The sequence below is a fragment of the Nocardiopsis dassonvillei genome, assembly GCF_964273065.1.
Lineage (GTDB): Bacteria > Actinomycetota > Actinomycetes > Streptosporangiales > Streptosporangiaceae > Nocardiopsis > Nocardiopsis dassonvillei_B.
The window spans coordinates 6350116-6366168 of sequence record NZ_OZ186815.1 but is presented as its reverse complement, the minus strand read 5'-3'; the positions used below and the strand labels follow the sequence as shown (position 1 = coordinate 6366168).

Below are 16053 nucleotides of genomic sequence, written 5' to 3'. Positions count from 1 at the left end.
CTCTCGTCCGGGAGGCCGTGGGGGCGGAACCCACCACACCGGCATGGAAGACACCACCCCCGTCCACGCGAACCCCGGATACGCGGCCGGCCGCCTGCTCAAGGAGCTGGCCACCGCCGCCGCCCACGACGACCCCGCCGTCCGGCAGGCCGCCGCACGGCGCGCCTCCGCCTGGCGCCGGGTCACCGCCGGCATGGCCTCCGGCCTGCTCTCCATCGGCTCCCGCACCCCGATGAAGGGCCTGCCCGCCTGGGTCACCCCCGAGGTCGTCCACGGCGGCTTCGCCACCGGCGCGGCCGCCGCCGGGGGCCCGCTGCGCCCGCACGAGCTCGAACTCGTCCGCCGGTACGGCCTCGCGGAGGAGCGCTCCGCCCTGTACGCCCACCACCTCACCGAGGAGGGCCTGGCCCACCTGGGCGGGCTGCTGGACTCCGGCGGGTACGCGCTGGACCAGCCCGAGCAGGCCGCGCTGCTCGCCGCCGTGTGGCTGCTGCGGGCGGGCGACACCGCCGCCGCCCTGCGGCTGCTCACCGACCTGGACCCCTTCTCCGCGGACCTGTGCCTGACGCCGCGCGCGGCCCCCGTGCGCGACCTGCCGCCGGGGTCGGTGTTCCGCTGGTCCGTCGGCGAGGTGCGCCGCACCCTGGCGGCGGTCGCCGCCCGGAACCCCGGGGCGCCCAACGCCCAGCGGGAGGCGCTGACGGTGTGGAACCCCTTCACCGACCGCGTGCTGTCCCACTGGCTGGAGACCGCGGCGGACGGCGGGGTGGACGCGCACCGGCCCGACGGGTGGGGTGCGCGCGGCGCCGCCCTGCTCGACGAGTACGAGCGGCTGGCCGCCGAACACACGCTCTGCACCAAGCACCGCAGGCCCAGGGAGAACCCGGCGATCCTGCTGGCCGCCCTGCGCGAGGCCGTGGGCCCGGACGGCTCCGGGACCGGGGTGCTCGGCGCGCGGCGCCGCGGCCTGCTGCGGTGCGCCGTCGCGGCCATGACCGCCAAGCGCGGCGTCCCCGGTTCCGACCGGCACACCGCCGTGCGCGCCGTGCAGGCGGCGCAGGCGGCGCTGCCCGCCCACGACGTGCTGGCCGCGCTGCTCGCCGACCGCCTGGCCGCACTGCCGCAGAACTCCGGGATCGCCGACCCGGACGCGGCCCTGGCCCCCCTCTCCGCCGGAGAGGCGCGGTCCTTCGACGCCGCCGAGGGGGCCGCGATCCCCGCACCCCTGCGCGCCCGGGTGGAGAAGGCCCTGATCGCACCGCTGGACGAACTGGTGGAGCGGGGCGTGGTCCCCTCGGCCGAGGTCCTGGCCTCGCTGGTGCCCGCCCTGGCCGCCGCCGCGGAGGCGTCCGCGGTCGGCGACCCGGCTCTGGCCCGGCTGGTCACCGCCCACCACGAGGCGTTCGCGCGGCGGCGCTCCCTGCTGTTGCTGAACCTGGGCGGCCAGGTGCGGCGCGGCGAGCTGCCCTGGGTCCGGGAGCTGGAGCCGCACCTGGGGTCGGCGCAGGCGCGCGCGCAGGCCGCCCGCACCGTGATCAGGCGGGTGGGCGACACGCTGCTGACCCGCTTCCCCGGGACGATCACGCCGAACCCGCTGGTGAGCGAGCTCGCCGGCCTGGCCCGCACCGCCGGAGGGGGGACGCGGACGCCGGAGGAGGACTTCCCGTTCGTGGAGGAGCCGGCCTCCGACATCTTCATGGGCGCCTTCTCCCCCAAGTTCACCCGGGCCGCCCGACGGGCCGCCGAGGTGGTCGAGGGGACCCTGTACGCCCGGTACTACGGGATCGACTGCGCCCGGGTGTTCGCGCTGGAGGAGAAGCCCCGCCGCGGCGAGCCGACCTTCGCGCGGCTGTGCCGGGAGCGGGCCGGGAACCCGCGGCCGTCGGTGGCGGGCAACGGCACGGTGATCGAGCAGGCGCAGATCCTCACCACGCACAACCTGGCGGCCCTGGTCGCCGCCGGGTCCGCCCCGGCGGACGGGTGGTCCGAAGCGGCCCGGCGGGCGCACCTGACCACGGTGCGGCTGCTGGGGGCGCTGCCCCGGGTGCACGACACGCTCGCCCACGTGAAGAACGCCGCGTTCGCCTGGCGGCAGACCGTGTTCTTCCTGTCCCGGTGCCCGGCCGCCGAGCAGCGCCGGGTGCTGGCCTGGATGGAGGAGGCCGAGGTCCCCCACCACGTGCGCGAGCGGCTGGCCCCGGCACTGGCGGGGCTGCGCGCGGCGGTGGAGGGGCGTACCCTCCCCGCCCGCGACGACGGGGAGCCCGTGCGCTTCCTGGGCTGGTCGGTCGGGCGGCACTGGATGCCGGACATCGCCCCCGAGGCGCTGCCGGACGGCCGCGGCCGGTTCTGAGCCCGGCGGTCCCGCACCGTTCCCGGCCCGGATCGGGAACGGTGCGGGACCGCCCGCGCGATAGGGGGTGTGGGGAGGCCGCCCGCGTGCCAGTGTGGACGGGACCGGGCGCTCCCCCGCGTCCGCCCCCGCGAACGGAGGAACCCCATGCCCCCCGTCCCCGCCCCCGCACGCCCCCGTACGGCCCCCGCCCCGGCCGCTCCGCGCTCCCCCTCCCTGCCCCTGCTGTGGTCGGCCCTGGTGACCCTGGTCGTCCTGCCCGGCCTCATGGCCCCGGCCCCGGCCGCCGCCGAGACCGTGCCCGCCGCCGAACCCGCCGGATGGATGGGCGCACTGCCCGACGGCACGGGCCTGGCGGAGCTCTCCATCCCCGGCACCCACGACAGCGGCGCCTGGCGCGGCACGGTGTGGTCTCGCACCCAGGACCTCACCATCGCCGAGCAGCTCGACGCGGGTGTGCGCTTCCTGGACGTGCGGACCCGCCACTACCGGGATGCCTTCCCCATCCACCACGGCGCCGAGTACCTGCACCTGAACTTCACCGACGTGGTCGTCGCGGTCGACGCGTTCCTGGACCGGCACCCCGCCGAAACCGTGCTGATCCGGATGAAGAAGGAGCACACCGAGGAGGAGAACACCCGCAACTACGAGGAGACCCTCGACCACTACATCGAGGAGGACCCCGGCACCCGGGAGATCCTGGGCGAGCGCCTGTGGCGGCCCCCGGCGGGGGGCGGCGCGTACGTGCCGGACCTGGGCGAGGTGCGCGGGCGGATCGTCATCGTGCAGGACTTCGCGGCCTCGCGCGACTACGGGATCAGGTGGGGCGGTCCGGCCACCGACATCCAGGACGACTACCGGGTGCCCACCCTGTTCGACATACCGGCCAAGTGGGAGAAGGTGCGCGTGCACCTGGAGAAGGCGGCCTCGGGATCGGCCGGGACGCTGTACGTCAACCACCTGAGCGGGAGCGGCGCCCCGTTCGCGAACCCGCGCGAGGTGGCCTGGGGGTTCCTGGGGTCGCGCGGGGTCAACGCGTACGCGGTCGCGCACCTGCGGCAGGCGCCCCCGGGGCGGACCGGGATCGTGGTGGCGGACTTCCCCGACCGGGAGCTGATCGACCTGGTGCTGGCCCGTAACGCGGGGTGAGTCCGGGGTCCGGCCCGCCGGCGCCTACCGCCGTCCGCCCTTCGGGCACGGTCGGCACCGGCGGGACCGGGTGGGAGGCGGGCCCGGGCGGGGCGTCCGTCCACACCGCCCCGCGCCGGGACCCCGTGTCCCGGAGAACACCTTACGGAACACGAGGGAGTGAACGTGAACGCTTTCGGAAAACCTGTGGGGCCCAGGGGGCTGTTGTGGCCCTTGTCTCTCCATGTCCGTTATTCAGGGTGACCCTCCGGGCACCGACCGGCGCGGGCCGAGACGGGCGGAACGCCGGTCAGGACGGCTCGGCCGCTTTGAACCACTCGTGCGAAGCGCCCGTCTGCAACAGGATGAGCACGATCAGCGGGAAGAGCACCACCCTGGCGGCCGCCCGGTCGGTGACGAGCGCTCCGGCGACGGCCACCGGCGCGGCCCCTCCGGTCGGCAGGCCCGCGAGCAGGTGGGCGCGCCGGCCGCCCCGGGACAGCAGGAGCCCGGCGGCCGGCAGGGCCGTCTCGGACACCGCGCCCAGGCCGAACCGCAGCAGCATCCCGCCCGGGCCCGTCCCGGCCGCGGCGACGGCCCCCTCCCGCTCCGGCCCGGGCGGGCCGAGCAGGCAGAGGACACCGAGCAGGTTCGTCAGCAGGGCGACGCCGACCAGCGCGGACGCGGTGAACGGATGGTCCGGGCGGCCCGCACCGGAGCGGGCATCGGGGCTTCACCGGGCTCTCCCCCGTTCCGCCGGTGGATGGCGGCCGGGGCATGCCGCCGCCGCCCCGCGTCCCCCGGGCGCCGGGACGGGTCCGGCCGGTCCGGTAGCCTGCCGGAGTCGTTCCGCCCCCCGTGAAGAGGTCTCCCATGAGTCGCAGCGTGCTGGTCACCGGTGCCGCCAGGGGCATCGGCCGGGCGGTAGCCCGGGCCTTCGCGGAGTCGGGCGACCGGGTCGCCGTGCACTACGGCACGCGCCGGGCGCAGGCCGAGGAGACCCTGGAGTCCCTGCCCGGGGAGGGGCACGTCCTGCTCGGGGCCGATCTGGGCACCCCCGGGGGCCCGGCCGACCTGGTCGGGCGGGCGGTCGACCTGCTGGGCGGGGTGGACGTCCTGGTCAACAACGCCGCCGTCAACATCGCGCACCCCATCGCCGACACCCCCTACGAGGAGTGGCGGGCGGCCTGGCGCGCGACGATGGAGGTCAACGTGTTCGGGGCGGCCGACGTCTCCTACCTGGTCGCCCGGCACATGATCGACCGCGGCACCCGGGGCCGGATCGTCAACGTCGGCTCGCGCGGCGCCTACCGGGGCGAGCCCGACCACCCCGCCTACGGGGCGGCCAAGGCCGCCCTGCACGCGCTCGGCCAGTCGCTGGCCGTCGCCCTGGCCCCGCACGGTATCGCGGTCGCCTCCGTGGCCCCGGGGTTCGTGTCCACCGAGCGCGTGGCCGGGCGGCTGTCGGAGGAGGTGCGCGCCCAGAGCCCCTTCGGCCGGGTCGCGTCCCCCGAGGAGATCGCCGCGGCGGTCCACTACCTCGCCTCCCCCGGGGCCGTGTGGTCCTCCGGTGCCGTGCTCGACGTCAACGGCGCCTCCCACCTGCGCTGACCGCGGACGCCCCGGAGGGGTCGGAAGGAACACCGGAACAGAAGAGTTGGAAAATCGGACCCACATAGTTTGAAAAGCAAACCCTCTGGGTTAGGGTGACCGCACGGACCCTGGAACAGAGGAGTCGCCATGAGCGCCGCCGTCATCGTGGACGCAGTCCGCACCCCGATCGCCAAGGGCAGGCCCGGGGGCGCGTACGCCGACATCCACCCCGTGGACCTGCACGCCCACGCCCTGCGCTCCCTCGTGGAGCGCACCGGGATCGACCCCGCCCGGATCGACGACGTCATCGGCGGCGCCGTCGGCCAGGTCGGCGAGCAGTCGGGCAACACCGCGCGCTGGGCCGCCCTGGCCGCCGGGTTCCCCGAATCCGTACCCGCCGTGACCGTCGACCGCCAGTGCGGGTCGAGCCAGCAGGCCCTGCACTTCGCCGCCCAGGGCGTGACCGCCGGCGCCTACGACCTCGTGATCGCCTCCGGGGTGGAGTCCATGAGCCGCATCCCCATCGGCTCCCAGTCGCTGGGGCGCGACTTCCTCGGCTCCGGGGTCGGCGCGCGCTACCCCGGGGGCCTGGTGCCGCAGGGGGTGAGCGCCGAGCTCATCGCGCAGCGCTGGGGCCTGGACCGCGGCCTCCTCGACGAGTTCTCCGCCATCTCGCACCGCCGGGCCGCCGACGCCTGGGCCCAGGGCCGGTTCGACGCCGAGGTGAGTCCCGTCAACGAACTGCGCACCGACGAGAGCATCCGCCCGGACACCACCCCGGAGGTCCTCGCCGGGCTGCGGACCGCCTTCGAGGACGACCACTGGCGGCGCCGCTTCCCCGACCTGGACTGGAAGGTCACCGCGGGCAACAGCTCCCCCATCAACGACGGCGCGGCCGCCGTGCTCCTGGCGAGCGAGGAGGCCGCCCGCGACCTGGGCCTGCGGCCCCGCGCCCGCGTCCACTCCTTCGCGGTCGTCGGGGACGACCCGCTGTACATGCTCACCGGCATCATCCCGGCGACGGAGAAGGTGCTCTCCCGGGCGGGTCTGCGCCTGGACGAGATCGACGCCTTCGAGGTCAACGAGGCCTTCGCCTCCGTGGTGCTCGCCTGGCAGAAGGAGACCGGCGCGGACCCGGCCAAGGTCAACGTCAACGGCGGTGCCACCGCCATCGGCCACCCGCTGGGGGCCTCCGGCGCCCGGCTGACCGCCACCCTGCTCAACGTGCTGGAGCAGACCGGCGGGCGCTACGGCCTCCAGGTGATGTGCGAGGCGGGCGGGCTCGCCAACGCCACCGTCTTCGAGCGCCTCTGACCCGCACCGGGTGCGGACCTCCCGGCGCATCGCAAGAACACCGCTCGGCGGAACCCCGCGGTCGTGCACGGTCGGCGGCCGGTCCGCCGACCGGGAGGCGGGGGCGGCCCGGGCGGGACGGGGATCCGCTCCACCGCGACGCCGGGAGCCCTCTCGGTGCCCGTCGGACGCCCCCGGTCCTGCCGGCCGGGCCCGCCCTCGCCCCGTCCGCCCTGGCGGGCACGGCCGCCGCCCCGCGCCCGCCGGTGCCGGATCCGGCACCGTGTCGGCCTCCGGCGGCCGCGGCGCACCCGGCTCCCACGCCACCGCCCTGGAGGCCGGGGCGGTGTCCGCCCCCCACCACCCGCGCGACGCCGTCCGGGTGCGGGGACCGGGCACCGGCTCATCGGCGCACCGCGGGAACGCGGACGCCGACGGGCGCGCCGCACATGCTCCGGGTCGCGGAGACGGGGCTAGCGGGATCCCACGGGGGGTGCGCCGGGGGCTACGGCGACGCGGAGTCCGCCTTCTCCCTCGACCTCGTACTCGAGGGCCTCGAACGCCTCCGGGCCGGGGCCGGGCCCGTCAGGAGAAGGACACCGAGACCGGCCCGAGGGCGTCGAAGCGCGCCTCGACGCACCGCCCCGCGGTGACGAAGGGGGCGGTGGTCATGGAGCCGGTCAGCACCACCTGGCCGGGTTCCAGGCCCGCGTCGAATTCCGCCAGGGCGTTGGCCAGCCAGGCGACGGCCTCGGTCGGGTGGCCGAGCACGGCCCTCCCCTCGCCCCGCGCGACGGCCTCGTCGTCGATGCGCAGTTCGACGGAGAGTGCGGCCAGGTCGGGGACCCCGGCCAGGGGTGTCCAGGGGCCGTGGACCAGGGCTCCTGCGCTGGCGTTGTCGGCGACGGTGTCGGCGAGGGCGATCTCCCAGTCCCGGACGCGGCTGTCCGCGATCTCCAGGGCGGGGGCGACCGCGTCCGTCGCGGCCAGCGCGTCCCCGGCGGTCACGCCCGGGCCCCGCAGGCCCCGGGCGATGCGGAAGCAGATCTCGGGCTCCACCCGGGGCGCGCAGTACCGGGACGCCTCCGCGGTCCCGCCGTCCTCGATCAGCATGTCGTCGAGCAGGTGGCCGAAGTCGGGTTCGCCGACACCGAGCAGCTCCTGTACGACGGCCGAGGTCAGGCCGACCTTGTAGCCGACCGTCCGGGCCCCGCCCCCGAGGCGGAGGGCGATGTTGTGCAGCTGGACCGCGTAGGCGTCGGCGGTGTCCAGGCCGGGGCGGGCCCGGCTCGGGGGCTCCACCGGGCGCACGCGGGCCTGCGCCTCGCGCAGCGTTCGGGCGATCTCCTGACGCGTCCCCTCGTCCAGGGCCACTGGTCCTCCTGCTCGTCCGTTCCGGGCGGGGCGCCCGGCGCGCTCCGCTCGCGGTGCCCGGCGGGCACCGCGAGCGTACCCGGCGGAGCGGGCGCCTCCGCCGGGAGGTCCGGGTCAGCCGTCCTCGCGGGACTTCTTGCGGAACCGGACGAGGAACAGCACGGTGAGGACCGTGCACAGGACCACCGCGACGATGCTCGCCTCGGGTCCGAAGCCCCCGCCGGTGAGCAGGTACGGGCCCGATGCCGTCGAGGTGAACACGCTCCCGCCGTGGTCGACACCGGAGACGGCGGTGCCGAAGATCCCGGACGCGGCGAAGTTCCAGCCCAGGTGGAGGCCGATGGGCAGCCACAGGCTGCGCGTGAGGAGGTAGGCCGCGCCGAGCATGAGGCCCGCCTCGACCGTGATGGCCGTCCCGGTCCACAGGGTGGCTCCGGGGTTGGCCATGTGCATGGCGCCGAAGAGCACGGCGGAGACCCCCAGGGCGGTCCAGGGACCGGCGAGCTCGTCCAGGAGGCGCAGTAGGACGCCGCGGAACAACAGCTCCTCCATCACCGCGACCGTGCACATCAGCCCGACGAGGGCCACGACCCCGTCGGCCGGGCCCCGCCCGGTGATCCGGTACTCGCCGAACACGGCGATGACCGCGATCACCGCGGCGAACAGCAGAACGCCCAGGAGCGTGCCGCCCGCCAGGCCTGGGAGCAGGGCCCTCGGAGGCAGTTCGGTGACCCTGCGCCGCTCGGTGAGGCGCACCGCGGCGACGTAGACCAGCAGGGCGAGGACGGCGGATCCCACTCCCACGGCCAGGGCCGGGAGCGGGCGGTGCATCAGGGGGAGCAGCACCCTGGAGGCGAGCATCTGGACGACGAGGAAGAGGACGCTCAGCAGGAGGAGCCGCACCAGGGGCGGGCGCAGCCACCGGGGGCCACCGCCCTCCGGAGCCGGTCCCCGCCGGCTCGGTTCCGGCGTCACCGCTGTGAGGGGGGTTTCGGACATGATCACTTTCCTTCTCCCGGGACCGTTCGGTACCGGGGTGGTTCCACGGTGCGGGGCCGCGGGGGACGACGGCCCCGCAGGGGTGAGTTCAGCCGTTCTCCCGGTAGGAGTCCGGCACCGCGAGGTAACTGAGGACATGGCGCCGCCTGCCGCCGCCCGGACCGCGTCCGGCCCTGGCCTCGACCAGCTCTCCGATCCGGGTGACCAGGTCGGCGAGCTCCTCGTCGGTGAGCCAGGCCGCCGCCTGCCGGTAGGCGACGCCGTCCCGGACGGGGTCGGCGTCCTCGTGGGCGAGGTAGCGGTCGAAGTCGGCCATCAGCGAGGCGGCGAACGCGGTGAACGCCCGGCGGTGGTCCTCCCGGGTCATCTCCGCGCGGGCGGCGCCGTCGACCTCCACGCGCCCCCGGCTCACCCGGTAGCTGCGCTCCACGGCCCCGCGCACGCGCCGCTCCTCCACCACCTCCAGCACGTCCGCCTCGACGAGGACCGTGATGTGCCGGTACATCGTCGCGGGCGGGATGTCGGACAGCCGGTCGCGGAGCTGCGCGGTGGTCAGCGGATCGGAGTCGAAGAGGGACTGGACGATACGCAGCCGCACCGGGTGGAGGAGGACGTCGGTGGTCGCCATGCCCGAACGTTATCAATATTGATAAAGTTCTCAAAATCGAGAACTCCGGGCGGGGAAGCGCCGGGTCAGCGTCCGGTGCGGCCGTCGACCAGCTCCCGGAGGATGTCGAGGTGGCCGGCGTGGCGGGCGGTCTCCTCGATCATGTGCACCAGGGCCCAGCGCATGGACGGCGCCGGATGCCCCGGACTCCCGGCGTGCGCGGGCCGGCCGAGGTCCTCGCAGGCGGCGATGGCCCGGTCGGCGGCGGCGACGGCCTCGCGGTACCTCCGCAGGACGTCCCGGACGCCCTCGTCCGGGGCGGCGTGGAAGGTGGCCGACCAGTCACGGGGCCGCTCCCCCAGGAACACGAAGCGCTCGACGTACGACAGGTGCCCGACCAGGCCGAGCGGGTTGGTGCCCGACGGGACGCCGGGGGCCCGCAGGTCCCGCTCCGGGGCTTCCTCCAGCTTGGCCCGGGCACTCTCGCGCAGGTAGTCCAGGAAACCGGTGAGGACCTCCCTCTCCCCGGGTCCGGTCCGGGGCGGCGGCCGGTCGTGCCGGCGCGGCGGAGCGGTCATGAGCGCGTGCCCTCCCCCGCGGTGCCGGTGCGGCGTGCCGCCACCACGGTGTCGACCACCGTCGCGGTCCGCCCTTCGGGCCCGCGGGCGGTCCGCTCGCGCTGCTCGCACACGAGGGCGCTCCAGCCGTCCCCGAGTCCGAGCGACCGCCACAGGTCGGCCGCGGTCGGGTGGTCGTCGCGCTGTTCCCAGGACCAGGGGGCGCTGGAGCCGTGGTCGATGACGGTCAGCAGCCCGCCCGGGACCACCGAGCGCGCCGCACGGCGCAGGACGGCGTCGCGGTCCAGGTCCACCACGGTGTGGAAGTGGTTCGAGCAGACGAGGTCCCACCGGGCGGGGCGGGGCGCGGACCTCGCCAGGTCGTGGCGCTCCACGGCGAGGCGGTCTCCGACGCCGGCCCTGCGGGCGCGTTCGGCCAGCGCGGCCAGGGCGTGCTCCGAGATGTCGACGGCGGTGACGTGCCACCCCGCGGAGGCCAGCCACAGGGCGTCCCCGCCGCGTCCGCAGGCGAGTTCGAGTGCCCGGGGCGCGCCGTCGGGCCCGGATCCCGGCGGCGCTCCGGGGAGCAGTTCCTTGATCAGCGCGGTGAAGGCCGGGCCCGGTGCGGGCAGGGGGGCGGAGGGGTCGTCGTCCCGGTACCGGCTCTCCCAGAAATCGCGGCCGGAGCGGGTGGTGTCTGTTCCCATGACGCCATCGTGCGGGTGCCCGCGCCCGCGGCGCACGCTTTCTTGCGGATGTGCAAGGGCCCGGTCGGGCCGTCAGTCCCCGTGCAGGTGGATGCGCTCCCCCTGCGTCCCGAAGATCGCTATGACCTCCGCGGGTCCCCCTTCGGCGGGGTTGCCGATCCAGTGCGGGACCCGGGTGTCGAACTCCGCGGCCTCCCCGGCGCCCAGCAGCAGGTCCTGGTCGCCGCCCAGGACCAGCCGGACGGCCCCCGAGAGCACGTAGAACCACTCGTGGCCCTCGTGCGTGCGCAGCTCGGGCGGCGGGAGCGTCCGGGCGGGCGGGTAGACCACCTTGTAGGCCTGGACCCCGCCCGCGCGCCGGGTGAGCGGGACGAACGTCAGGCCGAAGCGGCGCACCGGGTGCAGGTGCACCCGCGGGTCCCCCACCCGTGGTGCGTCCACGAGCTCGTCGATCGGCACCCGGTACACGCGCGAGAGCGGCAGCAGCTGGCCCAGGGTGGGGTGCAGCCGACCGGTCTCCAGGCGCGAGAGCGTGCTCGGGGTGATCCCCGTGCGCTCCGCCAGCCCGGCCAGGGTCAGCCGCGCCCCGGTGCGCAGCCGCCGCAGCCGCTCGCCCACGGCGCCCAGCACCGCGGCGTCGTCCTCGATGGGGCCTCGCGCCCCGGCGTCGTCCATATCCGCAATCTAGCGCCCGGCCCCGGGGTCAGCGGGGACCGAGGACGAGCGGCTCGGGGACCAGGGCCCGGCGCTCCGGGTCCACCGCCAGGACCCGGTCGGCGCGGGCCGCCACGGCGCGGTCGTGGGTCGCCATGAGCACCGCCAGCCCGCGCTCGGCGCGCAGGGCGTCCAGCAGGTCCAGCACGGTCCGGGCGCTGCGGGAGTCCAGCGCCGAGGTCACCTCGTCGGCGAGCAGGACCCGAGGCTCGGCGGCCAGGGCGCGGGCGATCGCCGCCCGCTGGCGCTGCCCGCCGGACAACCCGCCGGGGGTGCGGTCCAGCGTCTCGGGGGGCAGGCCGACCTCCGCCGCCAGGGAGGCGGCCCGCTCCAGCGCCCGCTCGCGCGGCTCCCCCAGCAGGACCCTGGCGGGGCGGGCGAGAGCGGTGCCGATCCGGTGGGAGGGGTGGAGCGCGCCCACCGGGTCCTGGCCGACGAACTGGACGGCGCGCAACAGGTCGCGCGGCCGGTCCTCCACCCGGGCCGGGGCCGTGCGCCCCGCCACCGCCACGGCCCCCGTCCGCGGCGGGTGCAGCCCGGCGACGGCGCGCAGCAGGGTGGACTTCCCGCTTCCGGAGGGGCCCACCAGGGCGACGAAACCGCCGGGCGGAACGGCCAGGCCGATCCCCTCCAGCAGGGCGGGCCCGCCGCCGGGGGCGTCGACGGACAGCGATCGCAGCTCCAGGACCGGCGTGCCGTCGGCGTCCCCGCCCGCCACCGCCTCCCGCCGCCCCGGGTGTTCCGGCGGGGTGTCGCCGACCACGACCACCCTGTCGGCCGTCCGCTCGGCGAAGGCCCGGTCGTGGGTGATGACGACCGTGGCCCGGCCGGGTGCCCCGCGGCGCTCGCGCAGGACGTCGACCACGAGTTCCAGCGCCGCCGGGTCCAGGCCGCTGGTGGGCTCGTCCAGGACGAGCAGCCCCGGATCGCCGACGAGTGCCCTGGCCAGGGCCACCCGCCGGGCCTGGCCGCCGGAGAGCTCGTGCGGGCGGCGGCGGGCCAGCGCCCGGGCGTCCAGCCCGAGGCCCTCCAGGGTCCGGTGCGCCGCTCCGGCGGGATCGCGGCGCGGACCCGCTCCGAGGCCCTCCGCGACCAGCCCCGACACGGTGCGCAGCGGATGCAGGTCCGAGGCCGGGTCCTGGCCGAGGAATCCCACACGGGCGCGCCGCCACAGCCGTGCGGCCCGCCCCGGGGGAACGGTGGACCCGTTCCAGCGCACCCGGCCGCCGACCCGGCGCAGGCCGTCGGGCAGGGCGTCGAGGGCGGCCAGGACGGCGCTGGTCTTCCCGCCGCCCGACTCCCCCATGAGGGCCACCACCTCCCCGGCGGGAACGTCCAGGTCGAACGGGCCGACGACGGTGCGGCCGGCGCGGTCCGCGACCCGCAGGTCCCGGATCTCAAGTCCCGACACGGATGTCCTTCCTTCGCTGCGGGGCGGCGGGGCCCCGACCGGTGACGAGGTGGACCGCGAGCGCCAGGGCGACCGTGGTCAGGCCGATCGCCAGGGCCGGCGCGGCCACGGACCACGGGTTCATGGCGATGCCGAGCATGTTCTCCCGCAGCATCAGCGCCCAGTCGGGGGCGGGCGGAGCGGGTCCGAACCCGAGGACGTTGAGGGCGGAGGCGATCTGGAGCGCCACCACGACCCGCAGGCCCAGGTCGGCGGTGACGACCCCCCTCATGGCGGGCAGTACCTCGCGTGCCAGGATCGCCGCGCCGCTCTCGCCCCGGCACCGGGCCGCCTCCACGTACCCGGTCCCGCGGATCGCGCGGACCGCGTCGCGCACCACCCGCAGGGTGAGCGGCGCTCCGCCGCACACGGTCGCGGTGACGACGGCGGCGTGCCCGGGCAGGGCCACGGCCACCACGAGGGCCAGCAGCAGGGAGGGGACCGCGAGCAGCAGGTCGGCCAGGGAGCTCAGGATCCGGTCGGTCCAGCCGCCGTACCAGCCGGCGGCCAGGCCCGCGCCGACGCCGGCCAGGGAGGCGGCCAGCGCGGCGGCGACGGAGACGGAGAGCAGCCCGGCGCCTCCGGCGAGGACCCGGGACCACACGTCGCGGCCCAGGGCGTCGGTGCCCAGGAAGTGCCCTGGCCCGGGACCCTGCCAGGGGGCCGAGAGCGGGGCGGTGGGGTCGTGCGGGGCGGCCAGGCCGCCCAGTGCCGCGGCGGCCAGGACCGTGGCGAGGAGGACGGCGGTGGCCGTGCGGCTCACCACGCCCGCCTCCGGGGATCGGTGCCGCCCGCGACCGCGTCGGCGAGCGCGGTGCCCGTGAGCACGACGGCGGCGGCGAACACCGCCACCGCCTGGATCACGGGAACGTCGCGCGAGGCGATGGAGGAGACCAGCAGGGAGCCCAGGCCCGGGTATCCGAAGAGGGTCTCCACGACGGTTGCGGCGGCGATGAGGCCGCCCGCGCTCACCGCCAGGACCCGCAGGAAGGGGGCGAGCAGGAACGGCAGCACGTCCACCGCGGCGACCGCCCACGGGGGCCGCCCGCGTCGGCGGGCGTCGGCCACGTGGGGGCGGGACGCGGCGTCGGCGACGGCCCCGGCCAGGAGTCCGCCGCCGAACAGGGCGGTGGGCAGGGCCATGGACAGCACCGGCAGGACCAGCAGCTCGGGGTGGCGGACCGGGGGGTCCCCCGGTGGGAGGAGGGAGACCGCCGGGACCAGTCCGAGCACCCCGGAGAGCAGGGCTGCCAGCCCGGAGGCGGTCACCGCCACCGGAACGGCGGCCCCTCCGGTGAGCAGGGCGGTCGCCGTACCGCGGCCCCGCCGCGCCGTGCCCGCCCACCCGCCCAGGAGGAGCATCGCCGGTGCCGCCAGGGCCAGGGAGGCGCCGACGAGGGTGGCCGTGGCGGGCAGCCGCTGGAGGATCGCGTCCAGGACGGGGCGGCCGTTGACCAGGGAGACCCCCGGGTCCCCGTGCAGCACGCCCGAGGCCCACGCGGTGTAGAGCCGCCAGGGCTCGTCCGCCTGGCCCAGCTCCTCCCGCAGCTCCCGGACCTGCTCCCGGGTGGCCCCCGGGGCGGCGCGCAGCTCCGCCGCGTCGCCGGGCAGCAGGGAGGTGGCCGCGAAGACCACCGCCGACACCGCGACGAGTAGCAGCAGGGCCCGCACCAGGGCCGCGAGCGGCCTCGGGAACCGGGCCCCCCGGCCCCGGGGCCGGGGGGCGGCGCCCTGCGGCGCCGCCCCTGTCGGAGCCGTCAACCCGAGACCTCGACCTGCTCGATCCGGAGCCGGTTGAACCCGGGACCGGTGGGCAGCCCGGTCACCCCGGGCGCGGTGAGGTCGATGCCGTCGCCGAGCCCCCAGACCACGTACCCGCCGCCGTCGGCGAGGCGCTGCTGGAGGTCGCCCAGCATGGCGTGGCGCTCGCCCTCGTCGGGGGTGGCCAGGGCCGTGTGGAAGTCGGCGTCCCAGTCCTCGTCGTTCCAGCCGGTCTCGTTGATCGGGCCCTCGGCGAGCAGGGCCATGCGGGAGAAGTCCACGAACCCGTTCCCGCCCAGGCTGTTGAGGTAGAACGATTCGACGTTCCACACCTCGGTCCAGTAGGTGTCGGGCGGACCGACCTCGACCTCGACCTCGATGCCGGCCTCGGAGAGCTGCTCGGAGACCAGCACCGCGGCCTCCTCCATGCCCGGGTAGGAGTTGGTGGCGTGCAGGGTGAGGGAGATCCCGTCGCCGTGGCCGGCCTCCTCCAGGAGTTCGCGGGCCCGGTCGAGGTCCTGTGCGATCGGCTCGGCCTGCGGGGCGAAGGGCTCCGAGGGGGCGACGAGGTCCGCGCCGGGCTCCCCGTAGCCGAGGAAGACGGTGTCGACGAGCGCCCGGCGGTCCAGGGCGAGCTTGACCGCCTCGCGCACCGCCGGGTCGTCGAAGGGCTCGGCCTCCAGGTCCATCACCAGCGGGTAGTTGACCCCGCCGGGCCGGGTGACCACCTCGACCTCGTCACCCTCGGCGTACTGCCGGGCGGTGGCGGGGGCCACGCTCCCGGCGACGTCCGCCTGGCCGGAGGCGACCGCGGCGGCGCGGGCCGCCGGGTCGGGCATGGCGGTGATCTCCAGGCGGTCGGCCCCGTCCCCGGGGCCCCACCAGTCCTCGTTGCGGGTGAGGACCGCCGTGGTGTCGTCGGCCTCCTCCAGCACGAAGGGACCCGAGCCGGGGACCGGCTCGGTGATGTCGTCGCTGCCCTCGGGGACGATGAACGTCAGCGAGGCCAGGGCCGCGCCGGCCTCGGCGTAGGGCTGCCGGGTGACCAGCTCCAGTTCGTGCTCTCCGGAGACCGAGGAGGCCTCCAGGTCGAACATGGACAGGCGGCCGTTGTTCTCCGCCCCCTTGCCCTGGATGCGGCGCAGGGAGAAGAGGACGTCGTCGGCGGTGACCGGGGCGCCGTCGGAGAAGACCGCGTCCCGGCGCAGGGTGATGTGCCAGCGGGTGAGGTCGTCGCCCCCGGGCTCCCACGACTCTGCGAGCCGGGGCTGTACGGCGCCCTGCTCGTCCAGGACGGTGAGCACGTCGTAGAGCATGGCGAAGCGCAGGTAGTCGGCCTCGTTGCCGACCCTGCCGTGCGGGTCGGCGGTGGTGGCCGCGGGCGCGCCGACCGCCGCGTAGCGCAGGGTCGTCTCCTGGTCCGCGTCGGCCGGGGCGTCCCCGCCCCCGGAGCACCCGGAGGCGGCCAGGGTCGCGGCGCACAGGACCGCGAGGAGGGATCGTCGTCGCATCGGTGG

General features: G+C 76.4%; 15 protein-coding genes. 4 read left to right on the top strand and 11 right to left on the bottom strand.

Going from position 1 to position 16053, the window contains the following annotated elements; all coding sequences use genetic code 11:
- Positions 1 to 43 precede the first annotated feature (43 nt).
- Positions 44 to 2353, top strand: a complete 2310-nt coding sequence (locus ACSUPR_RS28190; RefSeq protein WP_436887979.1) for a transcriptional regulator — start codon at positions 44 to 46, stop codon at positions 2351 to 2353.
- A gap of 147 nt (positions 2354 to 2500) precedes the next feature.
- On the top strand, positions 2501 to 3502 hold the full coding sequence (locus tag ACSUPR_RS28185; protein ID WP_436887978.1) for a phosphatidylinositol-specific phospholipase C: 1002 nt from the start codon (positions 2501 to 2503) through the stop codon (positions 3500 to 3502).
- Between the two features lie 289 nt (positions 3503 to 3791).
- Here ACSUPR_RS28185 and ACSUPR_RS28180 read toward each other — a convergent pair whose 3' ends face one another.
- Positions 3792 to 4046: a hypothetical protein gene (locus ACSUPR_RS28180; protein ID WP_436887977.1), complete on the bottom strand. Its 255-nt coding sequence runs from the start codon at positions 4044 to 4046 to the stop codon at positions 3792 to 3794.
- Positions 4047 to 4354: 308 nt separating this feature from the next.
- On the opposite strand from ACSUPR_RS28180, the gene ACSUPR_RS28175 reads away from it, so the two are divergent.
- Positions 4355 to 5092, top strand: coding sequence for an SDR family NAD(P)-dependent oxidoreductase (locus tag ACSUPR_RS28175; RefSeq protein WP_436887975.1), 738 nt, complete (start codon positions 4355 to 4357; stop codon positions 5090 to 5092).
- A gap of 129 nt (positions 5093 to 5221) precedes the next feature.
- The gene (locus ACSUPR_RS28170) at positions 5222 to 6388 is read left to right on the top strand and encodes a thiolase family protein (protein WP_436887973.1); all 1167 of its coding nucleotides are present in this window, start codon (positions 5222 to 5224) and stop codon (positions 6386 to 6388) included.
- A 564-nt stretch (positions 6389 to 6952) separates the two neighbouring features.
- Here the strand turns inward: ACSUPR_RS28170 and ACSUPR_RS28165 are convergent.
- From ACSUPR_RS28165 to ACSUPR_RS28120, 10 genes are all read right to left on the bottom strand, one after another.
- Positions 6953 to 7741: a 2-keto-4-pentenoate hydratase gene (locus ACSUPR_RS28165; RefSeq protein WP_436887971.1), complete on the bottom strand. Its 789-nt coding sequence runs from the start codon at positions 7739 to 7741 to the stop codon at positions 6953 to 6955.
- 114 nt (positions 7742 to 7855) lie between these two features.
- Entirely contained in the window at positions 7856 to 8740 is an 885-nt protein-coding gene (locus ACSUPR_RS28160; RefSeq protein ID WP_436887969.1) for a CPBP family intramembrane glutamic endopeptidase, read from the bottom strand.
- Between the two features lie 88 nt (positions 8741 to 8828).
- Entirely contained in the window at positions 8829 to 9368 is a 540-nt protein-coding gene (locus tag ACSUPR_RS28155) for a helix-turn-helix domain-containing protein (protein ID WP_436887967.1), read from the bottom strand.
- A 65-nt stretch (positions 9369 to 9433) separates the two neighbouring features.
- Entirely contained in the window at positions 9434 to 9925 is a 492-nt protein-coding gene (locus ACSUPR_RS28150; RefSeq protein ID WP_436887965.1) for a DinB family protein, read from the bottom strand.
- Positions 9922 to 10611 carry an SAM-dependent methyltransferase gene (locus ACSUPR_RS28145; protein ID WP_436887964.1) on the bottom strand — a complete coding sequence of 230 codons (690 nt, stop codon included), beginning with the start codon at positions 10609 to 10611 and terminating at the stop codon, positions 9922 to 9924. Before ACSUPR_RS28145 ends, ACSUPR_RS28150 begins: the two co-directional genes overlap by 4 nt.
- 72 nt (positions 10612 to 10683) lie before the next feature.
- A complete protein-coding gene (locus tag ACSUPR_RS28140) occupies positions 10684 to 11286 on the bottom strand; it encodes a helix-turn-helix domain-containing protein (RefSeq protein WP_436887962.1) in 603 nt (200 codons plus the stop codon).
- Between the two features lie 28 nt (positions 11287 to 11314).
- Positions 11315 to 12736, bottom strand: a complete 1422-nt coding sequence (locus ACSUPR_RS28135) for an ABC transporter ATP-binding protein (RefSeq protein ID WP_436887960.1) — start codon at positions 12734 to 12736, stop codon at positions 11315 to 11317.
- Positions 12723 to 13538, bottom strand: a complete 816-nt coding sequence (locus ACSUPR_RS28130; protein WP_436887958.1) for an ABC transporter permease — start codon at positions 13536 to 13538, stop codon at positions 12723 to 12725. The genes ACSUPR_RS28135 and ACSUPR_RS28130 overlap by 14 nt, the downstream gene beginning before the upstream one ends.
- The gene (locus ACSUPR_RS28125) at positions 13535 to 14536 is read right to left on the bottom strand and encodes an ABC transporter permease (protein WP_436887956.1); all 1002 of its coding nucleotides are present in this window, start codon (positions 14534 to 14536) and stop codon (positions 13535 to 13537) included. Before ACSUPR_RS28125 ends, ACSUPR_RS28130 begins: the two co-directional genes overlap by 4 nt.
- On the bottom strand, positions 14533 to 16047 hold the full coding sequence (locus ACSUPR_RS28120) for an ABC transporter substrate-binding protein (protein WP_436887954.1): 1515 nt from the start codon (positions 16045 to 16047) through the stop codon (positions 14533 to 14535). Before ACSUPR_RS28120 ends, ACSUPR_RS28125 begins: the two co-directional genes overlap by 4 nt.
- Positions 16048 to 16053: the final 6 nt, after the last annotated feature.